The organism is Pedobacter aquatilis (assembly GCF_032678425.1).
In the GTDB taxonomy this organism is placed as follows: domain Bacteria; phylum Bacteroidota; class Bacteroidia; order Sphingobacteriales; family Sphingobacteriaceae; genus Pedobacter; species Pedobacter aquatilis_B.
The window spans coordinates 466,889-482,157 of sequence record NZ_JAVTSG010000002.1 but is presented as its reverse complement, the minus strand read 5'-3'; the positions used below and the strand labels follow the sequence as shown (position 1 = coordinate 482,157).

Sequence of the window (15,269 nt, the reverse complement as noted above, 5' to 3'; positions counted from 1 at the left end):
TTTGTATCAAGTATCAAGATTATAATCCAATCTTGATACTTGATACTTTATACTCGGTACTTAGTCTAACGTAATATCTAAACCTAAACCGCGTAACTCATGTACCAATACGTTAAACGATTCTGGTACACCTGGAGTTGGTAGGTTTTCACCTTTAACAATGGCCTCGTAAGTTTTAGCTCTTCCGATAACATCATCCGATTTAACGGTTAATATCTCTTGAAGAATATTAGCAGCACCAAATGCTTCTAATGCCCAAACCTCCATCTCACCAAAACGCTGACCACCGAATTGAGCTTTACCACCCAATGGCTGTTGTGTAATTAATGAGTATGGTCCGATTGAACGGGCGTGCATTTTATCATCAACCATGTGACCTAATTTCAACATATAGATAATACCTACAGTTGTAGTCTGATCGAAACGCTCACCTGTTAAACCATTATATAAGTAAGTTTTACCCGAAGCAGGAACACCGGCTTTAGCAATCCACTCTTCTACTTCATGATGAGTAGCACCATCGAAAATTGGAGTTGCAAATTTAACGCCCAATTCCTGTCCAGCCCATGCCAAAATAGTTTCGTAAATCTGACCAAGGTTCATACGTGAAGGTACACCCAGTGGGTTCAACACAATATCAACTGGAGTACCATCAGCTAAGAAAGGCATATCTTCATCACGTACAATACGTGCAACAATACCTTTGTTACCGTGGCGACCAGCCATCTTATCACCTACTTTTAATTTACGTTTTTTAGCAACATAAACTTTTGCCATTTGTACAATACCCGATGGAAGCTCATCACCTACACTAATCGCAAATTTATCGCGTTTGTAAGCACCAAGTTCTTCATTAACACGGATACCATAGTTATGAAGCAACATTTTAATCATCTCGTTTTTATCATCATCAGTAGTCCATTTGTTTGGATTAATGTGATTATAATCAAGTTCTGCTAAAATTTTCTGAGTAAACTTAGCACCTTTAGCTACTAATAATTCTTTGTAGATGTTAAATACACCCTGAGATGTTTTGCCATTTACAATGGTGAATAATTTATCAACTAATTCTGCTTTTAATTTTTCAGTTACTTTGTTATAGTCTTTGTCTAATTTCTCAATTGCCGATTTTTCTTCAGCTTTTGTAGTTTTCTTAGCACGGCTGAATAATTTAGTATCAATTACTACACCTTGGATTGAAGGAGGAGTTTTTAAAGACGCATCTTTAACATCACCAGCCTTATCACCGAAAATTGCACGTAGTAATTTCTCTTCTGGCGATGGGTCAGACTCACCTTTTGGTGTAATCTTACCAATTAAAATATCGCCTTCTTTTACATCAGCACCGATACGGATAATACCGTTCTCATCTAAGTCTTTAGTCGCTTCTTCAGAAACGTTAGGGATATCTGGAGTTAACTCCTCTTCACCGCGTTTTGTATCACGTACTTCTAACTCGAATTCTTCAATATGCAATGAAGTGAAAACATCATCACGAACAATACGCTCGTTAATAACAATCGCATCCTCAAAGTTGAAACCTTGCCAAGGCATGAAAGCCACTTTCAAGTTTCTACCTAATGCTAATTCACCGTCCTGAGTTGCATAACCTTCGCAAAGCACTTGTCCTTTAGTAACTTTTTGACCTTTCTTAACGATAGGTTTTAAGTTGATACAAGTATTTTGGTTGGTTTTTTTGAACTTTGTTAAACGATAAGTTTTGCTATCACCTTCAAAAGAAACTAAACGGTCATCTTCGTTACGTTCGTATTTAATAGTGATTTCGTTAGCGTCTACATATTCTACAACACCATTACCTTCTGCATTGATAAGTGTTCTTGAGTCACGAGCAACGCGACCTTCCAAACCTGTACCAACAATTGGCGCTTCAGGACGTAACAATGGTACGGCCTGGCGTTGCATGTTTGAACCCATCAAAGCCCTGTTCGCATCATCATGTTCTAAGAACGGAATTAACGAAGCTGCAATTGAAGTAATCTGGTTAGGTGCAACGTCCATTAAGTCTAATTTCTCAGGCTCAATAATCGGAAAGTCACCCTCGTAACGTGCTTTAACACGCGGTGTTACGAAAACACCTTTATCATCGTATTCTGCATTAGCTTGAGCGATAGTTTTACCATCCTCATCTTCTGCTGATAAATAGATAACATCTGAATCAACTACAACTTTACCATCTTCAACACGTTTGTATGGTGTTTCAATGAAACCTAAATTATTGATTTTTGCATGCACACAAAGTGATGAAATCAAACCAATATTTGGTCCCTCTGGTGTTTCAATTGTACATAAACGACCGTAGTGAGTGTAGTGAACGTCACGTACCTCGAAACCAGCTCTTTCACGTGATAAACCACCTGGACCTAAAGCTGATAAACGGCGTTTGTGTGTAATCTCTGCCAATGGATTCGTTTGATCCATAAACTGAGACAACTGATTTGTACCAAAGAAAGAGTTAATTACTGATGATAACGTACGAGCGTTAATCAAATCAGTTGGTGTAAACACCTCGTTATCGCGAATGTTCATACGCTCACGGATTGTTCTGGCCATACGTGCCAAACCAACACCGAACTGTGCGTATAATTGCTCACCTACTGTACGTACACGACGGTTTGATAAGTGGTCAATATCATCAACTTCTTCTTTAGAGTTAATTAATTTAATTAAGTATTTAACAATAGCGATAATATCTGCTTTAGTTAAAACTTTTACATCATCCGGAGTATCCATTTTCAATTTACGGTTGATGCGGTAACGACCAACATCTCCTAAATCGTAACGTTTATCTGAGAAGAATAAACGATCAATAATACCACGGGCAGTTTCCTCATCAGGTGGTTCTGCGTTACGCAAAGCACGATAGATGTTTTCAACAGCCTCTTTTTCTGAGTTTGATGTATCTTTTTGTAATGTATTATAAATAATGGTATAATCGGCTTGGCTAGCACCATCTTCTTTAGAAAGAATAATGGTTTTAACACCAGCTTCAATTACCATATCAATGTGTTCGTCTTCTAAAACGGTTTCTCTTTCAAGAATCACTTCATTACGGTCGATAGAAACTACCTCACCTGTATCTTCATCTACAAAATCTTCAACCCATTTCTTTAAAACTCTTGCTGCAAGTTTACGGCCGATATATTTCTTTAAACCTGATTTACTAACTTTTACTTCGTCAGCTAAGTCAAATAATTCAAGAATGTCTTTATCAGAATCGTAACCAATAGCACGTAATAAAGTGGTAACCGGGAATTTTTTCTTACGATCGATGTAAGCATACATTACGTTATTAACGTCTGTAGCAAACTCGATCCATGAACCTTTGAAAGGAATAACACGAGCAGAATACAATTTGGTTCCGTTAGTGTGACGGCTTTGGCCGAAGAACACACCCGGAGAACGGTGTAATTGCGAAACGATAACACGTTCTGCACCGTTGATAACAAATGTACCTTTTGGTGTCATATACGGGATTGTACCTAAATACACATCCTGAATAATGGTTTCAAAATCTTCATGTTCAACATCGTTACAAGAAAGCTTTAGCTTTGCTTTTAATGGAACATTGTAGGTTAAACCACGCTCGATACACTCATGAATATCATAACGCGGTGGATCAACAAAATAATCAAGAAACTCTAATACGAAGATATTTCTTGAATCTGTGATTGGAAAGTTTTCAGCAAATACCTTAAACAAACCTTCGCTCGAGCGATCGTCTGACGTTGTATCTATCTGGAAAAATTCTCTGAATGATTGCAATTGCACATCCAGAAAATCCGGATAGTCTATAATGTGCTTACTAGTTGCAAAATTTACTCTTTGTTCGACTGTCTTTGCCAATGGACTAAAAGATTTTAGTTTAAGAATAAACTATTTGTTTGGTTTTGGTTCAAGCATCTCATCAACCAAGCAAAATGAGATGATTATAAACAGGTAAAGACACCGACATTTTCAGTCGGTGTCTAATACATTTTTAGCTTAGCTAAATTAAGTGATTACTTAATTTCAACTACTGCTCCAGCCTCTTCTAATTGTTTTTTAAGAGCTTCTGCTTCGTCTTTAGCAACACCAGTTTTTAATTCTTTTGGTGCACCGTCAACTAAGTCTTTAGCTTCTTTCAAACCTAAACCAGTTAAGTCTTTAACAAGTTTTACAACTGCTAATTTCTGACCACCAGCTTCTTTTAAGATTACATCAAAAGATGTTTTTTCTGCAGCAGCAGCAGGTGCATCACCACCAGCAGCAGGACCAGCAACTACAGCAGCAGCTGCAGGCTCAATACCATACTCATCTTTTAAGATTTGAGCTAATTCATTAACTTCTTTTACTGTTAAGTTTACTAATTGCTCAGCAAACGCTTTTAAATCTGCCATTTTATTAAGATTTTAAAAATTTACGTGTAATAATTTTGTTTAATTTGCGAACTTAAGGTGTTCGTTAACCTTCTCTTTCTTGAAGAGTTTTAACAATTCCTGCAATTTTGCCACCGCTTGATTTAAGGGCAGAAACAACATTTTTAGCTGGTGATTGTAATAACCCAATGATATCGCCAATAAGCTCTTCTCTTGATTTTAAGCTTACTAAGTTATTCAATTGGTCATCGCCAACGTATACTGATGAATCTATGTATGCCGCTTTAAGCACTGGTTTATCAGATGTCTTTCTCAAAGTTTTAATCAACTTAGCCGGAGCATTAGCTGTTTTTGAGAATAATAAAGATGATGAACCTTTAAGGGCTTCGTATATCTCAGAAGCATCGCCATCTAAACCTTCAATCGCTTTGCGGATTAAAGAATTTTTAGCAACCTTCATTACGATATCACCTTCAAAACATTTGCGACGGATATTATTAATCTGCTCAACAGAAAGGCTAGAAGTATCAGCAATATAAAAATTGCCAAACTCTTGCATTTGTCCTTGTAGTTCTAAAACTACTTCGTTTTTTTCTTCTCTGTTCATGATTAAATCCCCGCTACTGATTTAGTTTCAATTGCAATCCCAGGACTCATTGTAGAAGACACGTGAATGCTTTTAAAATAAGTTCCTTTTGCAGCAGATGGTTTTAATTTAGAAATTACTTGAATTACTTCTAAAGCATTTTCATAAATTTTTTCTGCCGGGAATGATACTTTTCCTATCGAGGCATGTATGATACCGGTTTTGTCTACCTTAAAATCAATTTTACCGCCTTTAACATCAGTTACAGCTTTACCAACTTCGTTGGTTACTGTACCAGATTTTGGATTTGGCATTAAGTTACGCGGTCCTAAAACACGTCCTAACTTACCTACCTTAGCCATACAAGCCGGTGTTGTGATAATAATGTCTACATCGGTCCAACCACCTTCAATTTTAGCAACATACTCGTCTAAACCAACGAAGTCTGCGCCAGCTGCTTTTGCTTCTTCTTCCTTATCAGGAGTTACTAAAGCTAAAACACGTACAGTTTTACCTGTTCCATGTGGTAAAGTAGCAATACCACGTACCATTTGATTGGCTTTACGCGGATCTACACCTAATGAAACATCAATATCTACTGATGCATCAAATTTAGTTGTAGTGATTTCTTTTACCAAAGCAGCAGCATCCTTCAAAGTATAAGCTTTGCCAGCTTCTATTTTAGCATGTGCCTTTTTTTGATTTTTAGTTAATTTCGCCACTGTTGTAAACTTTGTTTAATTAATTGTTCCAGGGTGCGTCACCAGAAACGGTGATTCCCATACTGCGTGCTGTTCCAGCAACCATACTCATTGCAGATTCGATTGTAAATGCATTTAAATCAGGCATTTTATCCTCAGCAATAACTTTAATCTGGTCCCAGGTCACCGACCCAACTTTTTTACGGTTAGGCTCAGCAGAACCACTCTGTAATTTAGTAGCATCTTTTAATTGGATAGCTACCGGAGGGGTTTTGATGATGAAATCGAATGACTTATCAGCATAAACAGTAATTACAACTGGCAATACTTTACCTGCTTTATCTTGGGTACGAGCGTTGTACTGTTTGCAAAACTCCATAATGTTAACACCTTTAGCACCTAATGCAGGTCCTACTGGTGGCGATGGATTTGCCGCTCCGCCTTTGATCTGTAATTTGATCATTGCACTGACTTCTTTTGCCATTTTGTGTTTTTTGTTTATTTAAAACTCAATGTTAAATATTGGAAGCATGTAACATTTATTTTCCTTTCAATTCCTATAAAACTAAAAGGACTGCAAAGATATGAATAATCTTGCAGTCCTACAATACATTAGCAAAAATATATTTACCAATAGGAATTTGATTTGGAGCATTGCATTCTAGCATTTCGCAGAAAATAGCTAATTTTTAGAATAAGCGTTAATTAGTTCCTTTAAGTTGATAAATTCTTTAAAATAAAACTTTACAGGATTCTTTACATCACCAAAATAATCTTTACTAAATTCAGATTCAAATGGAATAATTGAAAACTCGGTTACTCCTACCCCGATCTTATATTTAATTTCTGATGTTACTCGGCCGAATGTGAAATCCATATCGTGGACTGGCTTTAGACTTATCCAAAAATCAATTTCTTTGTTATTACGATTAATTGATTTAATCAACCATTTATCATAGAAATCATCTACCCAAGTTCCAAAAGGTTTGAATGCTGAAGAATCCTTTGAAATAATCTGACGTAGAGAATCGATGGCTTTAGATGAATAAGGCTTTGAAAGCAGATTTATTTTAAATTTAGATGATTTAGCGCCAAACTTTGGAAAATATTGTGGGTCTTCTTCGATTAAAAAACCCTGTCCTAGAATAGTTGCGTTACTGAATGCATAATAATTAGTCTTAATTTTTAAAATCGGCTCGAAATCAAAATTATCGATATAATCTCCATCTGTGAATTTATTTTCAGCATCTACAGGGTTAACGATTTTGTTTTTAAACACTTCATCTGGATTTGTGATCATTTTCAGTTGAAGCTTATTTTTTGGAGCAATGTAGAAAGTAAACATCATATCCGCATCATCACCAATTCGGCTATGATACTCCTTGTCTAGTTTTAATCGATAATTTAAAACATAAATTTCTTTCCCATTATTACTTTTGGCACTAAAAAAAGATCTCGAATTACTATCAATATTTATTACAACGACTTCTTTTATACTATTATAAATGTTTTGTGCAAAGGTAGGTACCTTACATAGTAAAAGAATCAATATTATGAAATGTCTCATTTAATTTGTTTTACATTTTAAAGCAGTAGTTATGGTTGCCGAACTATTTCCTTGTTCCGCACTGTTAGTATAAGTCGTTCCTGTTGGAGCAAATTTATATAAAGATGTATATTGAAGGCCACCCCAAGCCATTTTATCAAAATAAAGTGGATCAGCCGGCATAGATATATTCTGAATAATTGCATATTGCTTTAGCATTCCAGAAATCTCAGATGTAAAACTTCTGGCAATTTGCTCATGTTGCGCTGCATTTCCATACGCATCTGGAATCGGTGTTCCACCTTCGTCAAACAAAAGTGTATAAACTTTTTCAAAGTCTGGATCAGCATTCTTTTGTCCGCTTCTTATCAAGTATAAATTCCAATCGAAATATGAGTGTAAGTATTCGTGTATCATAGTTCTTACAGTACTAAGTTCGGATGCAGTATTCAAGAATGATGAATTAAAATTAATTTTTGATACATAACCTTGGCTACCCCATGAGTTTGGATTAGTTATAAATGTAGTTGAAGCAATTCCACTATTTAAATTTCCTTCTGTAATTATCGCATTAAAGTCGGAGCCAGTACTTAAGTTTAGTTTATTTAAAATGTTTGAAATCAATCCAGCACTCTTACTAGTATTTTTCATACCCAAACTTTCGAGCGCTGCTTTAATATTTTTCAAACATTCTCGAGCGTCAGGATCAACATCGACTTTTTGAGCACAACTTTGTATCCCCGTATTTCCGCTAACACAGCCACACTCTGCCATATAGGCACCACCATTTAAATCCCCATTACAATCATAGAAAGCACCCATATCAGTGGTGCTTGGAGGAGAATTCCAGTGGCATTCTCCTGTTTCAGGATCTTGGTATTCTGCATAAGGATCAGGGTCACAATATACCACTGGCAGCCAACCCCTTACATAGTATTCGCATTGCGTGTAATTACCTGCGCCAACACATGATTGCCCATACACTGCTATCAAGTATTCATAGCATCTTTGCCCTCCACCTAATTGAAGTCTTTCCCTACCTAACCCCTTAGCGCCTGGTAAAGTATTTAACTGATTAAGCTTTAGGTTTGCAATATCAATTTTTTTGTTTTGTGTACCTGAAGATATTTTCTTCACAATTTTGCCCGAATTATATTGCCAACCATTAACAAATGAGCCTTTTAAATTAAAAAATAAAACTTCTCCACTTAAATTCTTTACTTGGGTATAATGTATATTATCAAACTCTTGTTGAGAAACATCATTGGTTATTGACATGTACGCTGAGTAGATGTTGTTATTCCGCTTATCTTTAAAGATCAATAATTTAATTTTATTAAATGTTCTTACTTTATCTTCAGTATTCTTTTCCAAAGTACCCTTAACCTGAAAAATATTTTTTGGGTTGTCCAATTCCAACTCGTATATACGCAAACTATCATTTTCAATCAAGTAGGTTTTGTTCCAATTTGGTTTCATTTCAGAAAATATACTTCTTACCTGTCTAGTTTGATTATTATACCAATTGCTTAGTTCGGCCGTTTCTACATTCTTGTTATTTTCTTTCTTACAAGAATAAATAATAATTGTAATCGCAAATAATAGGGTTAAAGCAAAGACGTACTGCTTTAACAAGGCGTAATTTTTCCTCATTTTGTTAATTTACATTTAAGAAGTTAATAGCTTTTTTGAGAGATGAGTTAAACGAATATAGCTATTAAGAATAAAATTAACAATGTCATGTAAACGAAAAAAGCTTTCCCTTTTGAGGAAAGCTTTTTAATATTTTAAATCGTAATTCGTAAATCTACAACCGTAAATCTAATTACTCTTTTTCTACTTGCATATAGTTAAGTTCAAGTGGTGTTTTACGACCGAAAATCTTAACCATAACTTTTAATTTTTTCTTCTCTTCGTTAACTTCTTCGATAACGCCAGAGAAACCGTTGAATGGTCCGTCCATAACTTTGATGTTTTCACCAACATAATATGGAACATTCATTGTTTCGCCTTGCTCACTCATTTCATCAACCACACCTAAAATACGGTTAACTTCGGCCTGACGCATTGGAATTGGATTGCCAGCTTTATCACCCAAGAAACCAATAACACTGTTAATGCCTTTAATGATATGCTCTAACTCTCCATCTAAAGTGGCTTCTATTAAAACATAACCAGGATAAAAGTTACGTTCTTTGGCAATTTTCTTACCATCTTTCATTTGGTAATATTTTTCCATCGGGATTAAAACCTGCGGAACCAAATGAGTAAATCCTAAACGACTAATCTCAGCATCAATATACTGTTTTACCTTTTTCTCTTTACCGCTTACTGCTCTTACAACATACCACTTTAATTCGCTCATTATAGTATATTAATTAGAAAGTGATTTGTAAAAAGTATCTAACACAAAAACAGAACCTTTATCCATTGCAAAAATAATTAATGCAATAATTAAAGAGGCTACTAAAACAAGAACTGCAGAGTTTTGAAGTTCTCCCCATGTAGGCCAAGTTACCTTTTGGGTCATTTCATCGTACGATTCTTTTATAAACTGAACTACTTTAGCCATATTTCTTTTAATGATTAAATGATTGAGTTAGTGAGCGTGAGAGAATATTAAAACATCCAATCATTAAAACATTCACCAATTCAATCATTATATTTTTGGCACGGGAACAAGGATTCGAACCCTGATCAAAGGTTTTGGAGACCTCTATTCTACCGTTGAACTATTCCCGTGTGTATAAAAAAGAGCTAGCCTAAACTAGCTCTTTTTGTATTATGAAAGCTTAAAATTAAGCTAAGATTTCAGTTACCTGACCAGCACCTACTGTTCTACCACCTTCACGGATAGCGAAACGTAGACCTTTTTCCATTGCAATCGCGTTAATTAATTTAACAGTGATTGTAACGTTATCACCTGGCATTACCATTTCAGTACCTTCAGCTAATGAAATTTCACCAGTTACGTCTGTAGTACGGAAATAGAATTGAGGACGATATTTGTTGAAGAATGGAGTGTGACGACCACCTTCTGCTTTTGACAATACGTAAATCTCACCTTTGAAATCTGTGTGAGGAGTTACTGAACCTGGTTTACAGATTACCATACCACGACGGATATCAGTTTTCTCAATACCACGTAATAATAAACCTACGTTATCACCAGCTTCACCGTAATCTAAGATTTTACGGAACATCTCAACACCAGTTACTGTAGATTTTAAGTTCTCAGCACCCATACCTAAGATTTCAACTGGATCACCTGAGTTGATTACACCACGCTCAATACGACCTGTAGCAACAGTACCACGACCAGTGATTGAGAATACATCTTCAACAGGCATTAAGAAAGGTAAATCAGTTAAACGTGGAGGGATTGGAATGTAGTTATCTACAGCTTCCATTAATTCCATGATTTTACCAACCCATTTAGCATCACCGTTTAATCCACCTAATGCAGAACCTTGGATTACTGGAATATCATCACCTGGGAATTCATAGAATGATAATAATTCACGAACTTCCATTTCAACTAATTCTAATAACTCAGGGTCATCAACCATATCCACTTTGTTCATGAATACAACTAATGAAGGTACACCTACCTGACGAGCCAATAAGATGTGCTCTCTAGTTTGTGGCATTGGACCATCAGTAGCAGCAACAACGATAATTGCACCGTCCATTTGAGCAGCACCAGTTACCATGTTCTTCACATAATCCGCGTGACCTGGACAGTCAACGTGTGCATAGTGACGGTTAGCTGTTGAATACTCAACGTGAGCTGTATTGATTGTAATACCTCTTTCTTTTTCCTCTGGAGCAGAGTCAATAGATTCGAATGAACGTGCCTCAGATAAACCTGCATCAGCTAAACATTTTGTAATAGCTGCTGTTAAAGTTGTTTTACCGTGATCGACGTGACCGATTGTACCGATGTTTAAGTGCGGTTTACTGCGGTCAAATTTTTCTTTTGCCATTTTATTTATAACTAATTAGTAGGTTAACTTTTTATTAATTTTATTTATTGTTTTTGCAATGCAACACAAAAAACCTTGCCTCTTCTGTTTTTAAAACAGATTTAACAAAGCTATTTACTTGAGCCAACTATGGGAATTGAACCCACGACCTCTTCCTTACCAAGGAAGTGCTCTACCGCTGAGCTAAGTCGGCTTATTTTAAAAGCTCATTAGTTCAATTATTATTAATTCATCTTATTTAATAATGAATCAATTCGCTAATGAACTTCCAAGAGCGGAAGACGAGGTTCGAACTCGCGACCTATAGCTTGGAAGGCTATCGCTCTACCAACTGAGCTACTTCCGCTTTTCAATTTACGATTCTGAGATTTACAAATTACGATTTTTCAATCGTCAATCTAAAATCTTTAAATCTAAAATTAATTTGTGGGGAGAGAAGGATTCGAACCTTCGAAATCTTGCGATAACAGAGTTACAGTCTGTCCCATTTGGCCGCTCTGGAATCTCCCCATCTTTTTATCTACAACCTTCGATTTATGAATCCGATCTTGCAATCGTTAATCTAAAATCGTCAATCTAAAATAAAAAAGAGCCTCCTATCGGAATCGAACCAATGACCTACTGATTACAAGTCAGTTGCTCTACCAGCTGAGCTAAGGAGGCTTTTAATTTTGTGCAATGATACGAAAAATCTTCATTTATCACATCAAAACGTATATTTTTAAAATTTTATCTTTTTAAAGAACTAACCATTTCTTTTTGAGGTAACCCCCTCTCCGAAATGGAATGCAAATATACACACTTATATTTCACTTCAAAATAAAATTTAAAAAAAAATAGCAGGTTTAAATGCCTGCTATTTCATATTACATTTTTCAGCAAAATAGTTGCTTAATAATCAGATATTTCGCTTTCGATTAAAGCATTTTTTTGTTCACTATTTTTTTTCCTTGTTTTTTCTTTATGCTTGGTTATTTGCTTTCTTAACGATTCAATTGCCAAATCTGTGGCTTCCTCAAATGATTTACATTGTTCTTTAGCGAATAAAGTTCCACCTGGCACAATCAGCTTTATCTCGCTTATCTTATTGGCTTCGTCTTCTACATTCTCTAATTTTAAATACACTTCACCGCTAATAATCTGGTCGAAAAACTGATCCAGCTTATTTGCCTTTTTCTGTATAAAATCTAACAACTTACTGTCTGCATTGAAGTGGATTGATTGAACTCCGATTTTCATTTTTCCTCCTTTTTTTATGCCTTTGGATGGGCTTGTTTATAAATTGTCTTTAATCTTTCGATTGAATTGTGTGTGTAAACCTGTGTAGCAGCCAAACTTGCATGCCCTAAAAGCTCTTTAATCGCATTCAAATCTGCACCAGCATTAAGCAAACTTGTTGCGTAACTATGGCGCAAAACATGCGGACTTCTTTTATTACTTGTGGATACCAACGCTAAATAAGAACTCACAATACGGTATATTAACTTTGGATATGCCACCGCACCTGTATTGGTAACGATTAAGTTAAACAAATTGTTATTAAATTTCTGCAACTTTTTTAACTGCAAATAACTATTTAACTGATTTATAAGCTGTTTATTTATAGGTATGATTCGTTCTTTATTCCTTTTACCTAAAACTTTTAAGGTTTCGCCGTAAAAATCAATATCAGTTTCCTTTAATTGTATTAATTCTGACAAACGAATACCGGCACCGAAGAGCAATTCGATAACCAGATTATCTCTAGTAGACGCAAAGCTTTCGTCAAAAATGCCATCTTTATCTAAAAGTTGATTTATCTTTTCGGTTTCTATAAAGACAGGCAAACGCTTTGGCATTTTTGGAGCCCGGATAACTTGCATCGGGTTTTTAGTTATCTTTTCTTCACGAAGTGAAAATTTATAAAAGCTGCGTAAAGTAGATATTTTACGATTGATGGTGGTTTCTGAAGATTTAGTTTCCATCAGTGAAACCATGAAACCCCGAACATGAATGGCGGTTACTTCTTCAAATTGAATTTCATACTCAGTTTTAAGATAGGCCTCAAAACTTTCCAAATCTTTTTTATAGGCAGTAACCGTATGTTGAGAATAACGTTTTTCGTGTTGTAGATATGTAAGAAAACTGTTCAGCAACATACAATTGATATTAGTTCTGCACTAGAATGAAGTTACTAATTGTTTTAATATTAAGAAATTATTAAGGATTTTTTTACAAAAAAAATGCCTTCAAGAAATATCTTGAAGGCATAATTAATCTTATATCGTTAACAACTAGATAGTTGTATCTTGATTCATGTTTTGAATATAAACAGCATGTTTAATTTCAGTACGACGAGCTACAGATTTTTTCTCGTATGCCTGACGGCTACGTAGTTCTCTTAAAACTCCAGTTTTCTCAAATTTCTTTTTGAAACGTTTAAGGGCTTTATCTAATGATTCGCCGTCTTTAATATTAATGATGATCATAACGCTGAAATACCTCCTCTCATTTGGGACTGCAAACATAAGAATTTTATCCGAAATGAAAAAACTTTTTTAGCAAAGCGATAAAATAATAAAAGCAGCTAAGGCCTCCGCCTTAAACTGCTTCAATTAATCAAAAAACTAATTAGTTATCAGTCATCAATTTATTATATAATAATTCTGTTCCAGATATTGGCCAAATGTATTGTGATGATGTTGCTGGAACGGCCGCAACGTTTCCTTTACCAGGAATCGTTAAACCTAAACGCAACAAATCCGGGCTACGTAAACCTTCTCCTAAAAATTCTATGTTACGCTCTGTCATGAAAGCATCAAACAAGGCTTGAGGATTTGCAAAATTTGCTGCAGTAAAAACTGTAGTTGCGTCAGATCTGCCCCTTACCGAATTTAATAAAGCAATGCTTTGCGCATCAAGCGTATTAGAACTTCTTGCTCTGGCCTCACCTAAATTCAACAATACTTCTGCATACCTAATTACTGGTACATAATCCGCATAACCAGCTGCAGCTAGCGTTGGAAACTTAGACATATATGGCAATCCCCCAGATAAAGTAATAAAACTTCTTCTTCTATCGGTGGCTTTATAACCAGCATCACCAATTATACCTGTAGGATTTAATGAATAAAGCTTAACCCCAAAAAAATACGAACCTAATGCACTTTGACCGCCTCCAACTTCTGTACCTGTTACAAACGGCATTGACAAGATAGATTCGCTGGTTGTGTAAGGAGTCTTGAAAACATTTGTAATATCGCTCTGCAAAGCCAATGTTACACCTGATGTTGCAGTGTATGGCGCAGTTGTACTTACAATTTTATTAGCCTCAGTTATTACATCAGCATATCTCTGCATAGTTAAATATACTCTTGTTTTAAAAGCGATGGCACTATTACGGTGAGCCCTTGTAACATTTGTTACGGCTACTCCATAAGTTAAAGGCAATTCAGTCTCTGCCTCATTTAAATCTTTTAAAATTTGAGTATAAACCTGAGCAACAGTACTTCTTGCCAAATCGTAATTTCCGGCAACCGAATTTCCTGTTAAACGCAATGGCAATCCCGGTTTACTTCCCTGCCCATCATAATATGGCCTGGCGTATAGTTGCAACAGACTATAATAACTTATTGCCCTAACAAGCTTTGCCTCTGCCACATAATTTCTTGCAACATCAGCTCCAACAATTGAAGCACCTCTCGCCGCCATCCCTTCAATAAATAAATTACATCTATTTATTGTACTGTAAGCTGATGCCCAAAAATCGGTAACTTCTTGAGCGCCATTTCCAAGTGTATAATTATAGGTTTGATAGGCGGTTACTGAATTGCTACTTTGAGCTAAAAAATTATCAGCTCGCAGCTCATTATAGATAAGGTAACGACTGCCATAAAAATCGCCCGCTCTTAAGCCAGCATACAAACCTAATACCTGGCCTTGAATTCTTCCAACTGTAGAAAATTGCGCATAATCTAAAGTTGCTACTGCTGTTTGCGATTCAGGCGTTAGCAATTCTTTCTTACAACTTGCAAATAATCCAATTGCAATAAAAGTTATATATATTAATTTCTTTTTCATATTTATAAATGATTA

Annotated in this window: 14 protein-coding genes and 5 tRNA genes; all 19 read right to left on the bottom strand. The window is 35.6% G+C overall.

Annotated features, from left to right (window positions below; genetic code table 11):
* Nucleotides 1-60 precede the first annotated feature (60 nt).
* Nucleotides 61-3,864, bottom strand: coding sequence for a DNA-directed RNA polymerase subunit beta (rpoB, locus tag R2Q16_RS08130; RefSeq protein ID WP_316736352.1), 3,804 nt, complete (start codon nt 3,862-3,864; stop codon nt 61-63).
* A 155-nt stretch (nt 3,865-4,019) separates the two neighbouring features.
* Nucleotides 4,020-4,397, bottom strand: coding sequence for a 50S ribosomal protein L7/L12 (rplL, locus tag R2Q16_RS08125; RefSeq protein ID WP_025143257.1), 378 nt, complete (start codon nt 4,395-4,397; stop codon nt 4,020-4,022).
* 64 nt (nt 4,398-4,461) lie between these two features.
* Nucleotides 4,462-4,983, bottom strand: a complete 522-nt coding sequence (gene rplJ / locus R2Q16_RS08120) for a 50S ribosomal protein L10 (protein ID WP_231462586.1) — start codon at nt 4,981-4,983, stop codon at nt 4,462-4,464.
* A gap of 2 nt (nt 4,984-4,985) precedes the next feature.
* Nucleotides 4,986-5,684 carry a 50S ribosomal protein L1 gene (gene rplA / locus R2Q16_RS08115; RefSeq protein ID WP_316736350.1) on the bottom strand — a complete coding sequence of 233 codons (699 nt, stop codon included), beginning with the start codon at nt 5,682-5,684 and terminating at the stop codon, nt 4,986-4,988.
* Nucleotides 5,685-5,703: 19 nt separating this feature from the next.
* On the bottom strand, nt 5,704-6,147 hold the full coding sequence (gene rplK / locus R2Q16_RS08110) for a 50S ribosomal protein L11 (protein WP_010601094.1): 444 nt from the start codon (nt 6,145-6,147) through the stop codon (nt 5,704-5,706).
* A 198-nt stretch (nt 6,148-6,345) separates the two neighbouring features.
* Nucleotides 6,346-7,230 carry a hypothetical protein gene (locus R2Q16_RS08105; RefSeq protein ID WP_316736333.1) on the bottom strand — a complete coding sequence of 295 codons (885 nt, stop codon included), beginning with the start codon at nt 7,228-7,230 and terminating at the stop codon, nt 6,346-6,348.
* The gene (locus R2Q16_RS08100; RefSeq protein WP_316736331.1) at nt 7,231-8,844 is read right to left on the bottom strand and encodes a hypothetical protein; all 1,614 of its coding nucleotides are present in this window, start codon (nt 8,842-8,844) and stop codon (nt 7,231-7,233) included. It abuts the gene before it with no gap.
* 190 nt (nt 8,845-9,034) lie between these two features.
* Nucleotides 9,035-9,574 (bottom strand): transcription termination/antitermination protein NusG, encoded by a 540-nt coding sequence (nusG, locus tag R2Q16_RS08095; RefSeq protein ID WP_316736330.1) that lies wholly within the window; start codon nt 9,572-9,574, stop codon nt 9,035-9,037.
* Between the two features lie 9 nt (nt 9,575-9,583).
* The gene (gene secE / locus R2Q16_RS08090) at nt 9,584-9,781 is read right to left on the bottom strand and encodes a preprotein translocase subunit SecE (protein ID WP_056092816.1); all 198 of its coding nucleotides are present in this window, start codon (nt 9,779-9,781) and stop codon (nt 9,584-9,586) included.
* 96 nt (nt 9,782-9,877) lie between these two features.
* Nucleotides 9,878-9,951, bottom strand: a tRNA-Trp gene (locus R2Q16_RS08085).
* 56 nt (nt 9,952-10,007) lie between these two features.
* Nucleotides 10,008-11,195 carry an elongation factor Tu gene (gene tuf, locus R2Q16_RS08080; protein WP_290240117.1) on the bottom strand — a complete coding sequence of 396 codons (1,188 nt, stop codon included), beginning with the start codon at nt 11,193-11,195 and terminating at the stop codon, nt 10,008-10,010.
* Nucleotides 11,196-11,316: 121 nt separating this feature from the next.
* Nucleotides 11,317-11,388, bottom strand: a tRNA-Thr gene (locus R2Q16_RS08075).
* 80 nt (nt 11,389-11,468) lie between these two features.
* A tRNA-Gly gene (locus R2Q16_RS08070) sits at nt 11,469-11,541 on the bottom strand.
* Between the two features lie 81 nt (nt 11,542-11,622).
* Nucleotides 11,623-11,705, bottom strand: a tRNA-Tyr gene (locus tag R2Q16_RS08065).
* Nucleotides 11,706-11,785: 80 nt separating this feature from the next.
* A tRNA-Thr gene (locus R2Q16_RS08060) sits at nt 11,786-11,858 on the bottom strand.
* Between the two features lie 228 nt (nt 11,859-12,086).
* Nucleotides 12,087-12,434, bottom strand: coding sequence for a ribosome hibernation-promoting factor, HPF/YfiA family (gene hpf, locus R2Q16_RS08055; RefSeq protein ID WP_316736328.1), 348 nt, complete (start codon nt 12,432-12,434; stop codon nt 12,087-12,089).
* Between the two features lie 14 nt (nt 12,435-12,448).
* Nucleotides 12,449-13,333, bottom strand: a complete 885-nt coding sequence (locus R2Q16_RS08050) for a tyrosine-type recombinase/integrase (RefSeq protein WP_316736326.1) — start codon at nt 13,331-13,333, stop codon at nt 12,449-12,451.
* Between the two features lie 135 nt (nt 13,334-13,468).
* Nucleotides 13,469-13,663, bottom strand: a complete 195-nt coding sequence (gene rpsU / locus R2Q16_RS08045; RefSeq protein ID WP_231462547.1) for a 30S ribosomal protein S21 — start codon at nt 13,661-13,663, stop codon at nt 13,469-13,471.
* A 142-nt stretch (nt 13,664-13,805) separates the two neighbouring features.
* Nucleotides 13,806-15,254 (bottom strand): RagB/SusD family nutrient uptake outer membrane protein, encoded by a 1,449-nt coding sequence (locus R2Q16_RS08040; protein ID WP_316736323.1) that lies wholly within the window; start codon nt 15,252-15,254, stop codon nt 13,806-13,808.
* Between the last annotated feature and the right edge of the window lie 15 nt (nt 15,255-15,269).

Excerpts from the sequence above, each read along its gene's own strand:
- rplL (WP_025143257.1), bottom strand. The coding sequence starts at position 4,397 with ATGGCAGATTTAAAAGCGTTTGCTGAGCAATTAGTAAACTTAACAGTA.
- rplJ (WP_231462586.1), bottom strand. The coding sequence starts at position 4,983 with ATGAACAGAGAAGAAAAAAACGAAGTAGTTTTAGAACTACAAGGACAA.
- rplK (WP_010601094.1), bottom strand. The coding sequence starts at position 6,147 with ATGGCAAAAGAAGTCAGTGCAATGATCAAATTACAGATCAAAGGCGGA.
- R2Q16_RS08105 (WP_316736333.1), bottom strand. The coding sequence starts at position 7,230 with ATGAGACATTTCATAATATTGATTCTTTTACTATGTAAGGTACCTACC.
- nusG (WP_316736330.1), bottom strand. The coding sequence starts at position 9,574 with ATGAGCGAATTAAAGTGGTATGTTGTAAGAGCAGTAAGCGGTAAAGAG.
- secE (WP_056092816.1), bottom strand. The coding sequence starts at position 9,781 with ATGGCTAAAGTAGTTCAGTTTATAAAAGAATCGTACGATGAAATGACC.
- tuf (WP_290240117.1), bottom strand. The coding sequence starts at position 11,195 with ATGGCAAAAGAAAAATTTGACCGCAGTAAACCGCACTTAAACATCGGT.
- hpf (WP_316736328.1), bottom strand. The coding sequence starts at position 12,434 with ATGAAAATCGGAGTTCAATCAATCCACTTCAATGCAGACAGTAAGTTG.
- R2Q16_RS08050 (WP_316736326.1), bottom strand. The coding sequence starts at position 13,333 with ATGTTGCTGAACAGTTTTCTTACATATCTACAACACGAAAAACGTTAT.
- rpsU (WP_231462547.1), bottom strand. The coding sequence starts at position 13,663 with ATGATCATCATTAATATTAAAGACGGCGAATCATTAGATAAAGCCCTT.
- R2Q16_RS08040 (WP_316736323.1), bottom strand. The coding sequence starts at position 15,254 with ATGAAAAAGAAATTAATATATATAACTTTTATTGCAATTGGATTATTT.